This window comes from Chloracidobacterium sp. (genome assembly GCA_025057975.1).
Classification (GTDB): Bacteria; Acidobacteriota; Blastocatellia; order Chloracidobacteriales; family Chloracidobacteriaceae; genus Chloracidobacterium.
On the sequence record JANWUV010000004.1, the window covers coordinates 146,929 to 165,325 of the forward strand.

The following is an 18,397-nucleotide window of genomic DNA, read 5'->3' on the forward strand; positions in this document are numbered from 1 at the left end:
TTTTGGCGCTTAGCCGACTGTGACCAAAACGTACTGAAATCGCTGTTGATCGCCAAGTGAGTCCCAGAACCGGTTGAACTCGCTTTGCGGCATGGTCTGGCAGCCGGCCGAGTACGGATTGTTCACCCCGCCGCGATGGAAGTACATCGTTCTGCCTTCAAAGCTGTGCCGATTGCGGTCGCGTTCGTCAAAGCGGCCGTCATGGTTGGTGTCACGCACGACGGGGCGGCTTGTCGTCGGCATGAGGATGTTGTTGCCGTCGGGTTGGGTCGGGCCGAAGTCAGGGCCGGCGTTGGCGCGCATGTATTCGTGCGTCCCGTCCACCAAGCGCCCCAAATCCAGTCGGCCGTCACCGTTGCTGTCCACGCCCATCCGCTGGCGTGTCCGACCTGACCAGCCGTCTTCATACTGGCTACCCGGCTCGGTATTGGCGCGCAGTTCCGTTACTTGGAACTGCCCATTAGGTAGCTTGCGCAAAGTGACAATTCGGTCGTCGTATGCTCCTTGGCCGTTGTTGGTGCGGGTGTTGGTTTCCGTCCGCAGTCCGAGGATGACCACTCGGCCGGCGGCTAAGTCGGCCTTGGCTTTGTCCGAACCAAACCGCTGAACATAGTCGGCGTACAAAGCAAACTTCTGGGCGTTGGTCATCCCTTCCGTCCTTGGCAGACCTGTTCTAGGCGCGGCTGGCACTCCGGGAAGCGTCGGCTGCATTGGCGTCGGAGCATCGCCGCCGCTGGGGATCATAATCCGCTGTCCTGGATAGATGCGATTCGGGTCGGTGATGCTTGGGTTGGCGCGCTGAAGCGCCGATACGGTTGTGCCGTATTGCCGGGCGATGCCGGACAGCGTGTCGCCAATGCGGACGCGGTGTTCGCGCATGCCAGCCATCGGCGGGTTGGATGGCCCCGGCGTCGGCTGTGTTGGGGCGGCGGCACCGTTACGGGCGATGGCGTCAAAGCGTGTTAGGTCATACTGCCGCATGATGCGGTGCAGGAGCTGTGTGTAGTTCGGGTCGGTCGCGTATCCGGCCTTGTGAATTTCCGCCGCAAATCGCCATGGGTCGTTGGTATGCCGCATCGCCGTAGCGTAACGCGGGTTGCGAATGAAGAACTGTGCGTGGTCAGCGAAGGATTCCGCCGCCGAGTTGTATTTGCGGAATTGCGCGTTGACGTAGACTTCACGGCCATTGATGACTTCGCGCGTCCGCATAGTGACCGAGCCGGCCGGCCCTACCCCCTTGATGCCGAAGTAGTTGTTTGCCTGCCGCGTCAGCGCGGAGCGTCCCCAGCCGCTTTCTAGAATCGCTTGAGCAATAGTGACAGAGGCTGGAACGCCAGTTGCCCGCTGGCTGCGTATGGCGTCAGCGGCGATGGAGTCAATAAAGGCGTTGCCGGTGCGCGGAATCGAGCCGACCGGGGTCGTAGCGTCAACGCGCGGCGGCGTCGGGCGCGACGGCGCAGGCTGGCGTGTGACGGGTGACTGCGCCGGAGGCGGCGTCGGCCGCGTCGGCGTCGCCGCCGGGGGCGGCGTAGTTGTCGTCCGGCGGCTGGGAATGTTGATCACCTGGCCCGGAAAGATGAGGTCGGGGTTCCGAATCTGAAGATTGGCTTTGACCAAACGCGACAACTCAATGCCCTTGCGAGCGGCGATGTCGGAAAGCGTGTCGCCGCTGCGCACGACGTACCGGCTGTTGCCCTGATTGGGCGCTGTTGCGTTGCGCGTCGTAGGAATGGTCAGCGTCTGCCCAGCGTAGATCAGATCGGGATTTTTGATCTGCCGGTTAGCGCGCATGAGCGCGTCCACGGTCGTGCCGTATCGCTGCGCAATGCCGGAGAGGGTTTCGCCCCGCCGAATGAGGTGCTGCGAACTGGTCGTGACGTTTGAAGGGGGAGCAGGTGTCCGTGTGACGCCGTTTATCCGCGCCATAGTCGATTCTCCATTCCGCCGGAAACGGGAAAGATTTCGGCTCTTCGGCCTTCGCCTTTGTTATCGGCGGCGCGGAACCGATGTTGCGTGTTTTCCTGCGGATTTTGGAGCGGCTTCTCTGGAAAACGATTTCAGGCTGGCCCCGACCCGACGACGCCGATGCGCCGCAGCCAGAGGGCGAAGGGGCCGGCCTGCTTACCGGCGATCATCAAGCCAAGCGTGACGATCGCAGCCGGCTGAAGAGGCGGCGCAGGAACAACGCGCCCGCGAAATGTCGGGACGAAATCCGCCGCGCTGAACGTGTACTGTACCCAGTCAGCGGTCGGGGGCGAAAAGGTCGCTTGGTAGGCGACGCCGTCAAAGGCAGTGTCCGTCCGCGCTGTGAGCTTGTAGGTTTTGCCGTCACCCCAGCATTCGATGACCAACACCGCATCCACCGGAAGTCGTTGTGGAAGCGGCCGCGACCGCACCGATGCGAACCCCCCGTTGTTGGCGAGGGAAACAACGCCTTCAAAGACGGCTGCGCCATCGCCGGTCGGGCGCAGCCGCCCGACCGAACATCCGCCCATTACGCCGTCGCCAATCGGGAACCACTCGGCGACGCTTTCCGGCCGAGTGAAGTCAAAGAGCGTCGTCATGAGAGCGGGATCAGCGGCTTGAAGATGTTTTCACCAGGACGGAACAAGATGTCGTGGCGTTTGCCCCGGTGATCTTTGCTGGAGACGTTGTTTTTCTGATCGCGGAACAACTCAAAAAAGATGGTCACCAGCGCTTCAACATCGGTGAGGCCGGCTGGGGCGGGCGCTTCGACATAGATCCATGTCATATCCACCCGTTGCTCCATGCCGACCCAGAGGAGGCGCAGAGCGTCACCCGTCATGCGACGGAGTTTGAACCGCTCCCGCACGTAGTCACCCACCAACTCGGCAATGTTAGGCGTCCGGTCAAGTTCAATGCGCCGTCGCGCCTTGCGGCTAAGGGCGCTTTCAAGGTCGTCGCTGAAGACGCGCAACAAGACCTCAAGAGAGCCGCTATTCGCGTTGTACTCAATCGTCGTGAAGCTGGCGTGAAATTTATGCACAGCCGCCGCCGACATGCCAGCGACAGCCGCCAGCCACAGGGTGGAAAGAAATGTGCGACGTGAGACCATGGACGCCAAGTTTCTAAGAGTTTTTCCGGGGAACAAGTTTTTCTAAGTGGCGCGCGGGTTGTCCAGGATAAAACGCCAAGACGGACTACAAAACCGGAACCCAACGTTACCGTACACCGCCACAAACGGCGTTGAGCTAATGTTTGGTGTTGTCGGCGGTAGGTGATACAAAGCCGGTGAAGACACGAAAGCTTTCGCCGAAGTCATAACGTTTCCCCGCCGACGGTACACAAGCCTACGCCGTCAAACCAAACCGAAATCACTCACCACGCCATGACCACCGCCATCCTTGACGCTCCACGCCCACCGCGCCCCGGCGAGATGCTCGACGCCGGCGCGCTGTTTACTTGTCTAAAAGATCGTCTGCCCGACTTGACCGCTCCCCTCGTCATCGAACAGTTCCCGGCCGGGCATTCCAATCTAACGTACGCTATAACGAGCGGTGACCGTGAGTACGTTTTGCGGCGACCGCCGTTTGGCGCGGAGCACATCAAGGCCGGACACGACATGTACCGTGAGTTTCGCGTTTTGTCAGGCTTATATCCGGTCTATGGGCGTGTTCCGCGCCCAGTGTGCTATGTCCCAGCAGAGGCGTCACCTTTCGGCGCGTCATTTTACGTGATGGAACGGGTGCGTGGCGTCATTCTGCGAAGCCAGCCGCCGGAGGGTCTGGCGCTGGACGCCGACGTCATGCGCCGACTTTCAATCAACTTCATTGACAACCTCGCCCACCTTCATGCAGTGGATGTCGAAGCGGCCGGGCTAACCGGCCTCTACCGTGGCGCAGGGTATGTTCGGCGGCAGGTCGAGGGTTGGGTCAAACGCTACCGTGCCGCACAAACTGACGACCTGCCGGCCGTTGAAAGCGTCATTGCTTGGGTGACGGCACACATCCCCGAAGACAGCGCCGCAACGCTTATTCACAACGATTATAAGTACGACAACGTGATGCTTGACCCAACTGACATCACGCAACTGCGTGCTGTCCTTGACTGGGAAATGGCGACGGTGGGCGACCCGCTGACGGACGTGGCGACGACGCTGGCTTACTGGGTGGAGCCGGACGACCCACCGGAGGTTCACGCGATGAGCTTTGGATTGACGGCGCTACCCGGCAACTTGACGCGGGCGGAACTACTGGCGCGCTACGCCGAAGTCAGTGGACGCGATCTGCGCGAGATGCGCTGGCACCAGACGTTCGCATATTTCAAGGTCGCCGTCATCGTCCAGCAGATCTACTTTCGCTATGTCAAAGGATTTACACAGGACGAGCGTTTCGCCCGCATGGGTGAGATGACACGCTTGTTCGCTGAGCTGGCCCGGCAGACCGCCGGTTGCGGACGGTAAAGCCGACGAGGGCGTTCATCGTCGACAACCGCAGCTGGCCCGAGCAAGGCCACCGTAAGAGGTCACTGTGAAGCTGCCTGTACTGGCTCTGGGTGCTTACGTGGTTCACGCGGGTCCGTACGTCCGGCGCGCAGGGTGAAGAGGAACGGCCGGCGATTCGGGCCGACAACAACGGCGCGGTGACACAACTCGCCTAGTCGCCCGAAGGGGGATTATCTGGCGACGTGTTGTTGACAAGTGAGGGGGCGGTTGTCTGCTCTAGCCAGATGGCAGCTGCTTTTCGTGAAGCCAAGCAAACCAGTTGCTTCCCGGCGCAAAGTTTTTGTTCTCGCGGCGTTGCCTTGCACTTCAACCGACCTCGCCGGCTGCCTACACCAAACCGAGCGACGGCGCCCCTGCTACGTGCGACGACGAGGGAGCAGATGAAAAAGGCTAGCGCAATGCCGGACGCCGCTTCATGTCGGCGCGCCGCTGCGTTGTCTGCTACGGTGTAGCGCTTTTCTTGCGTGTGGCGACCCAGGTCCCGGCATAGCCGGAAATGTCAAACTCGCCCTTCATCGTTTCGCCTTCCAGCTTGCCTTTAAACTCAAAGTCCATCCCTTGGTAGTTTCCCTTTAGGATGACGTTGCCTTCTTCATCCACCGTAATGCCTGTGATGGACACGCCGATCTGGTCTTTCGATTCACACGCAAGCTTGCCTTCAGCATCGCGTGTCACCTTCAACTCAACCGGAAAAATCCCTGCGCCGGTCACGGTGATTTCCATGTCATATTCGCCTTCGACGGCCGGAAGTTTTTTCGGCTCGTCGAGCAACCGCGCTGTGGTCGCCGTTTGCAGCAGCGCCAGTACCGCCCACAAACACAGGGCATAACGCACCCAAGCGTTTCGCATGTTGGTTTTACTCCTCTCAGACATATGCAGTTGTTGGGCTAAGAAAGCCGCGACAGGCTACCATGAGGCAGCCGCCGCGTCGCGTATGTCTCGTCACGGAGTCTACAAACGGGGACGGCGCAACATTCCGTGCCTTCAACCGATAACCAAGGATAGGGTGCATCTAGCTCGCGGTGCGCCCCAGAAGTTCATGACGACGGGATCAGCGCATGGCCAACGATCAGACCATTCAACGTACTGACCCGACACGGATTCGACCGGATGCGCTCCTGAGGCAGCCTGCAACAAGCCGTTCGGTCGGTAAGACAGCCTTTGAGACGCGCCTTGAGCAGGCGTTGGGAAGCGACCCGCAGACGCAGCGCCGAACCCGTGAGGAACTCAAGACCATCGTCATGGCGGTGCAGGCGGGCTTTACCGATCCGTGGCAACTGACCGATTTGATTTTTCAAGCCCGCCACCCCGACTTGATTGGGGCTGACCTATCCCAGTCGCCTGAACTCCTCGACGAATGGAACGACATCAGCGCCCACCTTGTCCAACCGACGCTCAATGAACTAGCGGCGCTTCAGACTCAGTGGTCGGCGTCAACCTCTGGTCAGACCAAACAGCCGGCGCACAGGCCAGACGGCGATGCTTCCCCGCGCGTGACCGGCAAGGACAAAATGGCCGCCAGTGAGCTTGACCCGATTATTGAGCAGGCGGCGGCGCTCTGCCCGGGACTCCCGCCGCAACTGCTCAAGAGTTTGTTAGTGCAAGAGTCGGGACTGCGAACGGATGTTGTCAACCAGTACGGCTACGCTGGGATTGCGCAGATTGGTCGCCGTGAAGCGCGAGAGCTGGGCCTTTCGGTCGGCGTCCCCGGAACGGAAAGCGACGAACGACTCAATCCGAGTTTGGCGATTCCAGCGGCGGCGCGGCTTCTGCATGTCAAGGCGCAACGCTTGGCGGAAACAGCGTTTGCACGGTACGGCACGCCGCAGGGAACAGAGTACTGGAAGTTCGTTATGGGCGCTTACAATGGCGGTGAAGGGACGATTACCGTTGCGATGGGGCATGCTTACCGTGTCGGTTTGGCCCGCGCCCGCGAAGAAGGGCTATCAGGGCCGGAGGCCGTCGCCTTCGCCCGCGAGTGGGCCACCAAGTGGGAAAACCTCTCGCTGGGTGGCGAAGACGCGCCGTTGGCGTTGGCCGCCGCGCGGTACTTTCCTAAACTGGCCGCCCAGAAGTTTGTCGAGATTCGGAACTACCCGGAACAGATTGTCGCTCGTGTCGTGCGCCGCCGTACCGCCGCCGGGTGACGGCTCCGGCTTCTCCGTACGGTGGCGCGAAACGACATGAGCGGAACGCAGCCATCCTTCCCAAACGTCAACCGCGACGCCCTCATTGAGCAGCACCTGCACTATGTGCGAACCATCGCCTACGACATTGTGCGCAAGCTGCCGCCCAGCGTCGAACTTGACGAACTCATTGCTTATGGCAACTTGGGGCTGGTGCGCGCGGCGGAGAAATACAACCCAGCGCGCGGCGTCTCGTTCATAACCTTCGCCCACTACTACATCAAAGGCGCGATTTGGGATGAAGTGCGCAAAATGGCGAACTTCGCCCGCATAGACGGTGGACGCGCGCGCGCCGAAGCCAACGCAACGGACTTTCTCCATGCTTTGGCGGAAGAAGATACAGGGACGCCGACGCCGGGCGCCACCTTGGACGACGACATCGCCGAGGCTCGGGCGCAACTGGAAAGCCTCATTCCGATTTACCTACTGTCGCTTGACCACGAAGCCCTCGCAATTGCGGACGACAACAGCTTGGACTTTGCGCGTGCGCTGGAACGCGATGACCTCATTGGTCGGATGATGCGGCTGGTCGCGCAGCTTCCCGACGAGGATCGGGCGACGATTGAGGCGCTCTACTTCAAAGGGCAGAGCGCGGCCGACTACGCGGCGGAGTTGGGGCTGTCGCGCTCGTGGGGGTCGCGCCTACACGCCCGCGCCATCAAGCGATTGCGCGAAGCGATGAAACGCGAGGGTCTGCTCAACACCGAAGAAGTGAATTGAAAAGCGCGATTGATGAGGAAAGCGGGCTAGGGGAGTGCTAGGGCATACCACACGCCTTTGGCTTTCTGGCGTTGGCGCTGGGTGCTTGGGTGTTGCTGACGGCGAAGAGAACGGCGCTATCTGGGCTACGCCTACGTGGCGAGCATGTTGGCTCTCAACCTGACGGCGCTGATGGTTTACTGGGTGTTCAAAGCGTTCGCCCTTTCAGGTATGGCCGTTACCAGCTTGGCGACGCTGGTCGCCGGCGTTGCGCCGCCGTCCTCAAAGCGCCCGCGCCTGGATTGGCTGGTGCTGCACTATGAAGTTTATGAGCTGGTTATACGTGGAGTTGCTGGCGGCGACAGCCGCCGAGGTGGCCGTGAGAATGCCCTTTATCCGCGGCTTCAGGTGGGCTTCGGAGTAGCGACCTTTGTTTCCTCGGCAACAGTCATCGCAGTCGGCGCATGAGTCGTCTATTCGCAGCGCGCAACAACGCTGACGCAAACAGCCGCCGGTCGTTAGCACGAAGATAACCCGCCGCCGTCAGGAGCCTGTTGTTTGGCTCGGCAGCTCTGGCTCGATGTGAAACCGCTTGGCCGCGCCCTGCGGCGTGAACTCCCACTCCGGCAAGTGCTTTCTAGATTGGGCGACGATTTTCATCCTCGCTAGCGTTGCGCCCCAAGGGCTGCCCAAAGTGCGCCGTGATTCCCCCTGCTAGGCGGCCGACGACGAAGAGTTCACCCGTCGTCGTCAAACTGGAGCGTCACCTATGCTGGTGTAACATTGCAATCAAACGTTTCCGGCTGAAAGATGAACTGAGGTATTCGACATCGCCGCCTTCTACGTCTATGCCGCGCGGCTGGATTGCGCCTGTGCGGCTGCCTGACGAACGGCGTCCAATGCACGTTCGCCGGTCGCCAGTAAGCTCTGGGCGATGGCGTTGACCCACGTACCGCCCACGCGCACTTTCAGCCCAACGGTCGGCAGCTTTGTCAGGTAGACGGCGCGGCGCAGCGCTGCGCCGAGCGTCCCGCCGATGCACATTCCAAAAATGTCCGCGCCGGCCTCGCCAATGCCAAGCGTCAGCATTTCCCCAAGGCCGATGTAGATGTACGGCAGCTTGGCCCAACCCTCAATGTCGGCACGGATGTTCCACGCAGCAATCTCCGACTGTCGGACGGCGACCTGCGCCGTCGCCGGAAGTCCCTTACCGTCCTCTGTCGGGAAATGCGTTGCGTCACCAAGGGCATAGACGCCGGGCCGGCCGGGAACTTCCAGCTGATGCGTGACGCACACACGGCCCTGTGAGTCCTTTTCAACCGGCAGATTCGTCATCAAAGGATGCATCTCAATACCGCCCGTCCACGTGACAGTCGCCGCCGCCACTTGCTTGAGCGTTCCCTGTTTGTCGCAGCGGATTTCAACCCCCTCCGGCGTGACTTTAGTCACACCCCAATCCAGCACCAGATTGACGCCGCGCCGCCGGAGCGCATCCAGCGCAATCGGCTCCAGCCGGTGCGCTACACCGCGCAAAATCCGCTCGTTGCGGTCAATCAAGTGGATTTCCATTTCCTTGCGGTCGAGTCCGCGCGCCTGCGCCTGCGCGTCAAGGTAGTCGGCTAACTTGCAGCTCACTTCCACGCCGCACGTCCCAGCGCCGACGACAAGGAAGTTCAACAACGCCTTCCGGGCCTTGGGATCGCTCGTCTGCTTGGCACGATCAAGCACCTGCGCAATGTGTTGCTTGTAGGCCTGGACATGGCTCAGGTCATAAAAGGGTTGCGAATACTTCTCTGCACCAGGTACTTGCCGGAAGTTGGGACGCCCGCCCAACGCCAGCACCAGATAGTCGTACCGGTGCGTTTTGTCGGCGACCTGCACCTGCCGCTTGTCAAGATCAATCCGCTCAATGTTGCCCTGCACGAACGTCACCGGCCGGTTGCCGAGAATGTCGCGGTACAGTGGCGCAATCTCCCAAACCTCGACCTCCCCCGTTAGGATTTCGTAGGCCATGGGCGTGAACAAAAACCGATCATTCCGATCTACAAGCGTGATGCGGACAGGGCGCGTCCATGGGTAGTTAGAGAGTTGGAAAGCCGTATTGAGACCGGCGAACCCGCCGCCCAAAACCAGAATGTCAACCGGCGATGACGTCGTGTGAGGCGCGTTCATAGGAGAAACATTCCGTGTCGGGAAAGTGGCTGGAGGACGGCGGCATCCTATCCCACACGGGCGTTGCTTGAGAATGACAAACCAGCGGCATGACGGCGCTCAGCGCCGGACGATGAAAGCTGAGACCCTTGTCAAGAAGCGATTTCCGATTCGACGATGCGCGTGATCCGGCTCATCAGCACCGCATTGTCCAGCGTCTGTTGCCCGGAGAAGGTAAAGGCCGTGCGCGGGCCGGCCAGAATGACTGCGAGCGCAGCTTGTCCCTCGGCGACGACTTCTCCCTTGATGTCCTCAAGCACAGCTTCAGTGGACCGGCCTGCCTCAAACGACACTCGCCCGACCGCACCGTCCTGCATAATGACGGAAAGCAAGCCGCTCAGGGCGTGCGTGCAGATCAAATCCAAAGCCTGCTCAAAGGAAACCTGACCGAGATGGTTGGGATTGACTTCAAGGCTTTCCTCCACCAGCGGTGATCGGCGATTGGTCAGTAGGCGATTGATGCGATACACCAGTTCGTCAAGGCTGAAAGGCTTGCCCAAAAAGTCATCCGCTCCGGCCGATAGTCCCTCCAAACGGGCTTCAATGTCCTGACGGGCGCTTAGGAAGAGGAAGGGGATGCCGGCCGTGCGCGGATCGAGTCGGACAGTCCGGCATAGCTCAATCCCGTCCATGTTTCGGCATGGCAATGTCGCAAACGATCACCTCGGTGGTCGTTACGGCAAGCCGTCTCAGCGCCTCACAACCGTCGGCGGCCGAAAACACCTCGTATCCTTTCGACCGCAACGCATGGGTAATCGCCTGACGAACAAAACGATCATCCTCGACGATGAGGATGTTGCCCTTTGAAGGTGGAACTGATTCGGGAGTCATCGTTTCTGCGTGGGATGCCGACATACGCGCTTACTACTCACCTGGAGTGCTTTCCAAGCATATTTCCCAAAATCGCCGACCACCACAGTCGGTTTTGCCTTCGCGGCTTGGGGTATGCGACTTGACTTGCTTCCTATGCAACGCGCAAAGTGACCGCAAGAGTCACGATGAAACGCCCGTCGCCCTTCAACAACCGCGTTTGGCGGAACGTCAAGTTCCCCAAACTGTAGCGTTCAAGTACGGTGTCGCCATGGCCGCCGCTTTGCCGAAGGCGGAGAGTCACTGTCTTCAACGTTTGTGTCTGCGCACATATAACACGCCGGCTACGTACAGTCTCCTGCTCCTTACATTGGGTCTGTGGTGGTTTTTGTCTCCGGCGTCGGCGCAGTCGTCGGCTTCGACCGTTCGAGGAGGCTTCGCCGGAAACCATGCTTCCGGGAAGCCGCCGACCCTTCTGAGCATTGCGCAGCCGGCGACGCGCAGCTACACCGATCAAGACGGCCTGCCCCAGAATTCCATTCAAGCGTTGGCGCGTGATCAGCAGGGACGTTTGTGGGCGGCGACGCAGGACGGCGCCGCCTATTTCGACGGCCGAAGCTGGACGGCCGTCCCATTACCGCGCGCCCTCGGCTCGAACTCCGTCACGGCGCTGGCGGTCGCCGGGGAGAGCGTATGGTTTGGGACGCCGAACGGCTTGTGCCGTTATGACGTTGCCGCGCATCCGGCGCAGCAGTGGCGGATGTACACGCTTGGCGGCGAGCGCGCCAACACCATCACGTGTTTGTTGAGTGTGGTGGAAGGCGTCGCCAGCGGCCTCTGGGTCGGCACGCACGACGGCTTGTTCCGATTTCGGGAAGAGCGGTGGGAACGTCCAGCATTTGCCGCCGCCCTTGAAGGCCGAGTGGTGCGATGTATGGCCGTCACCGGTGGGACGCGGCTGTGGGTCGGTACGCAGGAGCATGGGCTATGGTGTTGCCGGTTTGGTTCCGATCGCTGGGACCGTTTAACGACCGCCGAAGGCTTACCCGCTAACAACGTCGCCTGCCTTGCCGAAGCTCGAACAGCCGACGGCGTTTGGGTCGGAACATTACAGGGACCGGCGCTTGTCGTCGGCTTACGTTCGCAACCCATCACCGATGCGCCGGCGGCGTTGGCTCAGGCGACCATCAACACGATGCTTGAAGCGGAAGCCGTGGACGGCGCACCAATGCTCTGGATCGGCACAAATCAGGGCTTGTACTGGCGGTACGCCGGCGAGTGGCGACGGCTCGCTGCACCGTACGACCTACCGACCGACATTGTCCGCGCGCTCTTCGTCAGTCAGCCGCGCAGCGGCGGAGTGTGGATTGGTCAGGGCGGCGGCGGCGTGACGTACCTACACTACGGTGGGTGGTGGTCGCTCGCAGCCGCAAGCGGGTTGCCGTCCAATATGGCTTGGTGCGCCGAAGTCTGGCGGGAAGCCGACGGGACGGAGACGCTTTGGGCCGGGACGCTCGCTGGCCTCGCCCGCTGGCGACGCGGAGAATGGATGCAACTCGGTCAGGAACATGACTTTCCGGCCAATGATGTCCGAACCCTGTTGACGACCAAGCAGGGTGGGCGCCGGACGTTGTGGGTCGGCACGGCGCAAAGCGGACTTTGGCGATTGACAGATGAACCAGCTCCGCGCGCCGTCCAAGTGAAGACGCTCCCTCTGGACGCTCATATTCACTGCCTTCACCGCCCACAGGCCGCTGCCGAGTCGGGCTGCCTGTATGTGGGTTCGGATCGCGGCTTGAGGGCGGTTCGGATAGATACGCAGGAAAGCGCGTCGCTCGGCTTGGATGAAGCCGTTTACACGATTGCTGAAACAACCAGCCCCGACGGCAGCCACCGGCTTTGGGCTGGCCTCGATCACGGCGTGGCCTACCGGGTCGGCCAAGAATGGAAACGTTTTGAGTTTGGTCTGAGCGGTCGTCCGATGGTCAACGCCCTTCACGCTACGACGGACGCCGCTGGAAAACCGCGCCTCTGGTGCGGCTTGCAGGGCGGTGGGTTGGTGTGTGTGGCTCCCGACGACCCGCCGCGCATCCTAGAACAAATCAACACCCGCACGACGCCGGCGCTCCCCAACGATGTGGTCTATCACCTGTTTGAGGATGGCCGCCGACGACTTTGGGCGACGACCAATCGGGGGGTGGTCTGTTTGGCGTTGGACGCCGTGCCGGAACACGCCGAGCGCACCTTGACGACCTTCACCTCGGAGGACGGCCTGCCCAGCAATGAATGCAACTTCGGCCGCGCCGGTTGCGACGCCCAAGGGCGCGCTTGGGTTGGAACGGTAAGAGGGTTGGCGGTGTTGGACACTCGTTATGATTGGCCCGACGACCCACCGGGTGAGCTTCTAGTGGAAATGCTCACGCTGGACGACCCGTCGCCGGTGGGGCGACGTGCGCCGGCGTTCCCGCACACCTTGCGCGACCTGGCTTTTCGTTACCGGCTGCCTGTCCTGCGACGCGGCGGCGAAGTGACGTACCAGACCCAGTTGCTTCCCTATGACCGGGAGCCAACGGATTGGACAACCCGCGCACGCCGTGATTGCTCAAACCTCGCCCCCGGCCGTTATCTGTTCAAGGTTTGGGCGCGCGACGCACAGGGGCGGATGGCTGGACCTGTCACGCTCAGCTTCACCATCCAAGCTGCGCCGTGGCGACAGGCTTGGGCGTACTGGCTCTACGCCTTGGCGCTTGGCGGCTTTGGGTATGCTTTGTATGACTTTCGCATTCGTCAAATCCGGCGCAATCAGGAGGCGCGAATCACCGCCTTGCGGCGGTTGCTCGACAGTACGCGCGTCATCAACTCGACGCTCGATGTTGGCGAGGTGTTGCGGAAAATCGTGTCCGAGAGCGCCGCTCTTGTACACGGCGAACCCGGCGGCATTGGGTTGGTTGAAAACGGCGTTCTCGTGATGCGGCATGTTTGGAACGGGCAAGCATGGGAGGACGCCGAGGTGCGTTTTCCGGCCGGCAAAGGCGTCGCTGGCAGCGTCGCCGCCACCGGCCGGCCGCGCATCGTCAATGACGTTCGGGACTGTCCCGACATCCTCTACCCCGAACTGCTGGAAACTTACGGAGTACACGGCATTATGGATTTACCTATTCGTAATCGGGACGGCGTGACCATCGGCGTTTTGGACATTCGGCGGCCGCCCGGCCGTAAGCCGTTTACAGAACAGGACTGCGAGTTGGTGGAAGGGTTGACGCACCAAGCTGCCGTCGCCATAGAAAACGCTGCCATGACGCGCCAACTCCGTGAGACTGCCGAAACGGCGGAGCGGCTCTACCGGCGTGAGCAAGAGGTAGTAGCGCGGTTGCAGGAGCTGGATGTGATGAAAAACAACTTCCTCGCCGTGACCTCCCATGAGATGCGGACGCCGCTGACGGTCATCAAAGGGTATATCGAGGCATTGTCTCTTGGGACGTTTGACCCACCAACCGAACGCCAGCAGTCGGCGTTGATGACCTGCCTGAGAACTACCGACCGTCTAGCGCGAATTGTCGAGGACATCTTCGAGGTACTCAAGATTCAGGAAGGCTATCTTGAACTCAACCGCGCCGTAGTGAATGTTGAAGAACTGCTCCGCGACATTTTGCAGGAAGTCAGCGTCTTCACCGCCAAGCGCGGGCAGCGTCTGACCTTGACGGTCAGCGGCGATGTGCGCATCGAGGGGGACGCCCACAAACTTAACCTGTCCTTGCTCAACGTCATCCAAAACGCCATCAAATTCACGCCCGACGGCGGCGAGATTTTCATTACGGCGACGGGCGATACGGAGTCCGTCACCGTCGAGGTCGTGGACACAGGAATTGGTATTGAAGCGCAGGACCTGCCTTACATTTTTGACCGGTTTTATACTGGACGCGATACCTCGCGGCACTCGTCCGGCCGGTTTGAGTTCAATACCCGTGGAACTGGCCTTGGCCTGACCATCGCCAAAAGCTACATCACCGCTCATGGCGGCCTGATCGAAGCTGCTTCTGAGGGTCCCGGGCGGGGCAGCCGCTTTACCATCACTTTGCCGCGTGTTCCGGGAAGCGAAGCCGACACCCGAATTACGATGTCGATTGCCAAAATTGGGAGTTGATCGCCGCCCATCAAATGTGTGGACGCTACACACTCGCCACGCCTCAACCCGAGCTGCTACGTCGCTTTGGTTTAGACAGCGCACGGATCGAAGTCCGCCCGCGCTACAACATCGCTCCGACCCAGTTGGTGGCGGTCGTCTTCAATGACGCGCCGCGAACCCTTGACGCTGCGCGCTGGGGATTGATCCCAGCGTGGCGAAAGGAACCAACCGGTCCACCGCTCATCAACGCGCGCGCCGAGACGCTGCGCCTTAAGCCGTCCTTTCGTGAAAGCTTTCGCCATCGTCGCTGCTGGGTGCTGTGCGACGGCTTTTATGAGTGGCGTAAAAACTCTGACGGTACGACAACCCCGTTTCGCGCCGTGCTGTCCACCGGCGGCCCGTTTGCGCTGGCCGGTTTGTGGGACGAGCGACCCGCCGCCGATGGGACACCGCAGCGTTCCTGTACAGTGGTCACCACACAGGCTAATCCGCTGCTGGCCACCTTACACGAGCGCATGCCGGTCATTTTGACGCCCGCTGAGGAACGCGCTTGGCTTGAAGCGACCGACCTTGACGCGCTTGAAAGACTGCTACGGCCCTATCCGGCCGAAGCGATGCGCGTGTACCCGGTGTCGCGCGCCGTCAACATCGTTGCCAATGACGATCCAACGCTCGTTGCGCCCATCGCGCTAGAGCCACATCAAACCGCCTTGTTTTGATCGAGTGACTGCTTGGCGAACGGCCGTTGACGCGCCTCCGGATGACGACGACGATAGCGAATGCCTTGCGCCTCGGCGCGTCAATCCTGCGTCAACTGGAAGGAAGTTAGTCCTATGCTCCCAACTGCGGCTTCGTATTCGATTGCCTCGATCCTTGATCATCACGCCGTTCATCGTCCTCACCGGACGGCGGTTATCGCCGGGCCGACCCGTCTGACCTACGCCCAGCTGGCGGCCGCCGCCAATCAGATCGCCAACGGCTTACGTGCGCGTGGGATTCAGCCTGGTGACCATGTAGCGTTGTCCTGTCCGAACCTTGCTTATTTCCCGATGGCGTTTTTCGGCATTTTGAAGGCGGGCGCGGTTGTCGTGCCGCTCAACGTTCTGCTCAAACCGCGTGAGATCGCCTATCACCTCAATGACTGTGACGCCAAGGCGCTGCTGTGCTTTGAGGGTACGCCGGAGTTGCCTATGGCGCAGATGGCGCAAGCAGCGCTGCCGGAAGCGAAGCTCTGTGAAACCTTTGTCGTGATGCCGGCCAACCCGGCCGCACCGCCGGACCTGCCCGGTGCAATCACTTTGGCGGAACTCATGGCGAACCAGCCGCCGACGTGCGAACTCCCCCCGGTCAGTCCGTTCGACACCGCACTGATGCTTTACACGTCGGGGACAACCGGACAGCCAAAGGGCGCGGAGTTGACGCACTGGCAACTCATCCTGAACTTCATCCATGTCCGCGATTTGCTGTTGCCAATGATGGACGTTCGGTTGGAGGCGGAGTTCAAAGTGCTTTCGACGGCACCGCTCTTTCACGCGACGGCGCTCATTGCGCAGTTCGGCGTCGTGATGTACGCCGGCGGCACGTCCGTGCTGCTGCCGCGTTTTGATCCCAAGCAAACCATCGAAATAATGATTCAGGAACGGATCAACTCGTGGGCCGCCGTTCCGACGATGTACTGGGCGCTGCTCAACTACGCCAACGAGCACAACATTGACGTCTCGCCCATTGCCGAGACGTTGCAGGTCGCCAACGTCGGCGCGGCGCCAATGCCGGTGGAGTTGATGCGCGCTTTCAGTGAGAAGTTCAAGACGCGCGTGCTGGAAGGCTACGGGATGTCGGAAACCGGCGTGCTGTCCTACAACCAGCTTACGAAACCGCCCAAGCCCGGTACGGTCGGCCAGCCGCTGATGGGCATTCAGATTCGGATTCACGATGAAAACGACCAACCTGTACCACCTGGTACGGTGGGGGAAATCGTCGTCCGTGGACACTGTGTGATGAAGGGGTACTACAAGCGCCCGGAGGCGACGGCCGAAGCCATGCGCAACGGCTGGTTTCACACGGGCGATCTGGGCTTCATTGACGAAGACGGCTACCTGACAATTGTGGATCGCAAGAAGGACCTCATTATTCGCGGCGGCTATAACGTGTATCCCCGTGAGATTGAGGAGGTGATGATGACGCATCCGGCGGTGTCGCTGGTGACGGTCATCGGCGTTCCGGACGAGCGATTGGGTGAGGAGGTCAAGGCGTACGTCGTCCGCAAGCCTGGCGCAACCATCACGGAAGACGAACTACGCGAATGGTGTCGGGAGCAGATGGCGGCGTACAAATATCCGCGTTTGATTGAGTTTCGCGACGAGTTGCCGATTGGGCCGACCGGCAAGGTGCTCAAACGGGCCCTCCGCGAAGCGCTCACGCAGCCAGCGTAGTGCGCTTTCCGATTGGCGTGCGGCGGCGGCCCTGCGCCGCACGCCACGGGCAGGTAGCCTTGTCTGTCACCTCGTTTCGGAAACCACACCTAGTTTGTTGTGTGAAACTTGACCATGCGCAGCTGCCAGTAGCCGGTCAAATCCTTGCAGCCGAAATGACCGTACGGCGCGGATGAAAAACTGCGCTCGCCGGTCTGTCCCGGAATCCGGCAGGTGTTGCGCCCGTAAACTAGACAACCGTAGCCGACGACCTCATCCACGCTTGACCAGATTGAGTAACGGTAGGCTCCCTCATAGCCGACGCTGGAGTTGAGTTCAGTCAGGAACGCCGAAACGCCGTAGGGGCCGAAGCCGCCCAGCAAGTAGCCCGGATAAAAGCCGTTGGTGTTGCTGCAGGTCGGCGTCGTCGGTCCCGACAGGTAACAGCTCGCCAACCCCTGGTTGCCGCCGGCGATGCCGACAAACGTGTCCACGATGGAAGTCAGGCTTGGCCCAAGGTTGTAGTTTCCGCCGGCCAGCGCGTCGGACGCCGGGCCGCCTTTAATCGCCTTGCGCGCCAGGGTCACCCCCATCGAGTGAGCGATGATATCCACTTTGGCCGCGCCGGTGTAATCCTTGACCGCCTGAATAAAGGCACGTAAGCGGGTAAGATATTCACGCGAATGATACTGCTGCGAGGCGAGCAGAGCGTTGGCCGGCCCCCAAGTCGTGGCGTACAACTCGCTAGGTTTGTACCCCTGCGAAAGAAAATACTGAATCGAGGCGTTCCAGCCGCTTTGTCCCGGCACGCCCGTCCCAACCGCCTTGTCGGAGTTGCCGTGAATGAAAATGACCGGCTGATTGACAACCGTATCGGCGTCGTTTTGCTTCCCACCATAACTGCCACCGTTCAAGTCGGTGCGAGCAAAGTCAAAGCCACCGTAGCCGTTGGCAACCAGCCAGTTGCGGAAGTGCGGTGTCAGTCCCGCCGTGGAAACTTGCGCGACGGCCGGGGCCGCCGCGGCTGTGCCCTTAGCGGCAACTGGCGAATTCGGCGCTCCCAGAACCACACAGAAGCAGAGAAGGAAACCTGCCGCCATGAGGCAGCGCTGAAGCGACACAAAATGCATGGCTTACTCACTTGCCAAACGATGAACAACGTCCGCAAATCAGGGAGAACTAGGCGCGACGGCCGCTTGCGTGATGTGGTGAGTGTATCCAGCTAGGTCTTTGGCGACAATAGGATGCAGGCGTTGTCTAGATGGCTGTTCACCGTGCGCCGACTGAAAAAGGCGTCGCCTCTTTGTGACGCATCCTTGTGAACGGTGAAGCTCCTGTTTTGGGTGGGTCGGCTCGCCGAACCAGTGGGTGGTTTTCAGGCAGCACGTCAGCCACTTATCTGGTTCTCCATAAGAGGTAGCGGCTCAAATTTTTGAGGCGTTTATTGTCCCATGCGCCTCGTGTGAGCTTCCCGTAACGACTCTGTGAT

General features: G+C 60.8%; 15 protein-coding genes. 7 read left to right on the forward strand and 8 right to left on the reverse strand.

All coding sequences use genetic code 11. The features are described from left to right. Positions 1-9: 9 nt before the first annotated feature. The 3 genes from NZ585_04885 to NZ585_04895 form a co-directional block, all read right to left on the reverse strand. Complete coding sequence (locus NZ585_04885; protein MCS7079373.1) at positions 10-1,926, reverse strand: LysM peptidoglycan-binding domain-containing protein; 1,917 nt, start codon at positions 1,924-1,926, stop codon at positions 10-12. A gap of 131 nt (positions 1,927-2,057) precedes the next feature. Next, the gene (locus tag NZ585_04890; GenBank protein MCS7079374.1) at positions 2,058-2,564 is read right to left on the reverse strand and encodes a CIA30 family protein; all 507 of its coding nucleotides are present in this window, start codon (positions 2,562-2,564) and stop codon (positions 2,058-2,060) included. After that, entirely contained in the window at positions 2,561-3,076 is a 516-nt protein-coding gene (locus tag NZ585_04895; protein MCS7079375.1) for a hypothetical protein, read from the reverse strand. The genes NZ585_04890 and NZ585_04895 overlap by 4 nt, the downstream gene beginning before the upstream one ends. Positions 3,077-3,349: 273 nt before the next feature. Here NZ585_04895 and NZ585_04900 point away from each other — a divergent pair, with 273 nt between their 5' ends. Further along, the gene (locus tag NZ585_04900) at positions 3,350-4,423 is read left to right on the forward strand and encodes a phosphotransferase family protein (protein MCS7079376.1); all 1,074 of its coding nucleotides are present in this window, start codon (positions 3,350-3,352) and stop codon (positions 4,421-4,423) included. 483 nt (positions 4,424-4,906) lie between these two features. Here the strand turns inward: NZ585_04900 and NZ585_04905 are convergent, their stop codons facing one another. Continuing rightward, complete coding sequence (locus NZ585_04905) at positions 4,907-5,314, reverse strand: hypothetical protein (protein MCS7079377.1); 408 nt, start codon at positions 5,312-5,314, stop codon at positions 4,907-4,909. 209 nt (positions 5,315-5,523) lie between these two features. Here NZ585_04905 and NZ585_04910 point away from each other — a divergent pair, with 209 nt between their 5' ends. From NZ585_04910 to NZ585_04920, 3 genes are all read left to right on the forward strand, one after another. Further along, positions 5,524-6,612 carry a lytic transglycosylase domain-containing protein gene (locus NZ585_04910; protein ID MCS7079378.1) on the forward strand — a complete coding sequence of 363 codons (1,089 nt, stop codon included), beginning with the start codon at positions 5,524-5,526 and terminating at the stop codon, positions 6,610-6,612. Positions 6,613-6,648: 36 nt separating this feature from the next. Then, the gene (locus tag NZ585_04915; protein ID MCS7079379.1) at positions 6,649-7,371 is read left to right on the forward strand and encodes a sigma-70 family RNA polymerase sigma factor; all 723 of its coding nucleotides are present in this window, start codon (positions 6,649-6,651) and stop codon (positions 7,369-7,371) included. A 144-nt stretch (positions 7,372-7,515) separates the two neighbouring features. Next, on the forward strand, positions 7,516-7,818 hold the full coding sequence (locus NZ585_04920) for a hypothetical protein (GenBank protein MCS7079380.1): 303 nt from the start codon (positions 7,516-7,518) through the stop codon (positions 7,816-7,818). A 378-nt stretch (positions 7,819-8,196) separates the two neighbouring features. Here NZ585_04920 and NZ585_04925 read toward each other — a convergent pair whose 3' ends face one another. The 3 genes from NZ585_04925 to NZ585_04935 all read right to left on the reverse strand — a co-directional run bounded on the left by NZ585_04925 (position 8,197) and on the right by NZ585_04935 (position 10,392). Continuing rightward, entirely contained in the window at positions 8,197-9,522 is a 1,326-nt protein-coding gene (locus tag NZ585_04925) for an NAD(P)/FAD-dependent oxidoreductase (GenBank protein ID MCS7079381.1), read from the reverse strand. A 131-nt stretch (positions 9,523-9,653) separates the two neighbouring features. Beyond that, positions 9,654-10,193 (reverse strand): response regulator, encoded by a 540-nt coding sequence (locus NZ585_04930; GenBank protein MCS7079382.1) that lies wholly within the window; start codon positions 10,191-10,193, stop codon positions 9,654-9,656. Beyond that, the gene (locus NZ585_04935) at positions 10,180-10,392 is read right to left on the reverse strand and encodes a response regulator (GenBank protein ID MCS7079383.1); all 213 of its coding nucleotides are present in this window, start codon (positions 10,390-10,392) and stop codon (positions 10,180-10,182) included. Before NZ585_04935 ends, NZ585_04930 begins: the two co-directional genes overlap by 14 nt. A gap of 250 nt (positions 10,393-10,642) precedes the next feature. On the opposite strand from NZ585_04935, the gene NZ585_04940 reads away from it, so the two are divergent. From NZ585_04940 to NZ585_04950, 3 genes are all read left to right on the forward strand, one after another. After that, on the forward strand, positions 10,643-14,515 hold the full coding sequence (locus NZ585_04940) for an ATP-binding protein (protein MCS7079384.1): 3,873 nt from the start codon (positions 10,643-10,645) through the stop codon (positions 14,513-14,515). 14 nt (positions 14,516-14,529) lie between these two features. Next, positions 14,530-15,216 (forward strand): SOS response-associated peptidase, encoded by a 687-nt coding sequence (locus tag NZ585_04945; protein ID MCS7079385.1) that lies wholly within the window; start codon positions 14,530-14,532, stop codon positions 15,214-15,216. Positions 15,217-15,330: 114 nt separating this feature from the next. Next, a complete protein-coding gene (locus tag NZ585_04950) occupies positions 15,331-16,929 on the forward strand; it encodes a long-chain fatty acid--CoA ligase (protein ID MCS7079386.1) in 1,599 nt (532 codons plus the stop codon). Positions 16,930-17,018: 89 nt separating this feature from the next. On the opposite strand, the gene NZ585_04955 is transcribed toward NZ585_04950, so the two are convergent. Then, positions 17,019-18,038 carry a lipase family protein gene (locus NZ585_04955; protein ID MCS7079387.1) on the reverse strand — a complete coding sequence of 340 codons (1,020 nt, stop codon included), beginning with the start codon at positions 18,036-18,038 and terminating at the stop codon, positions 17,019-17,021. Positions 18,039-18,397: the final 359 nt, after the last annotated feature.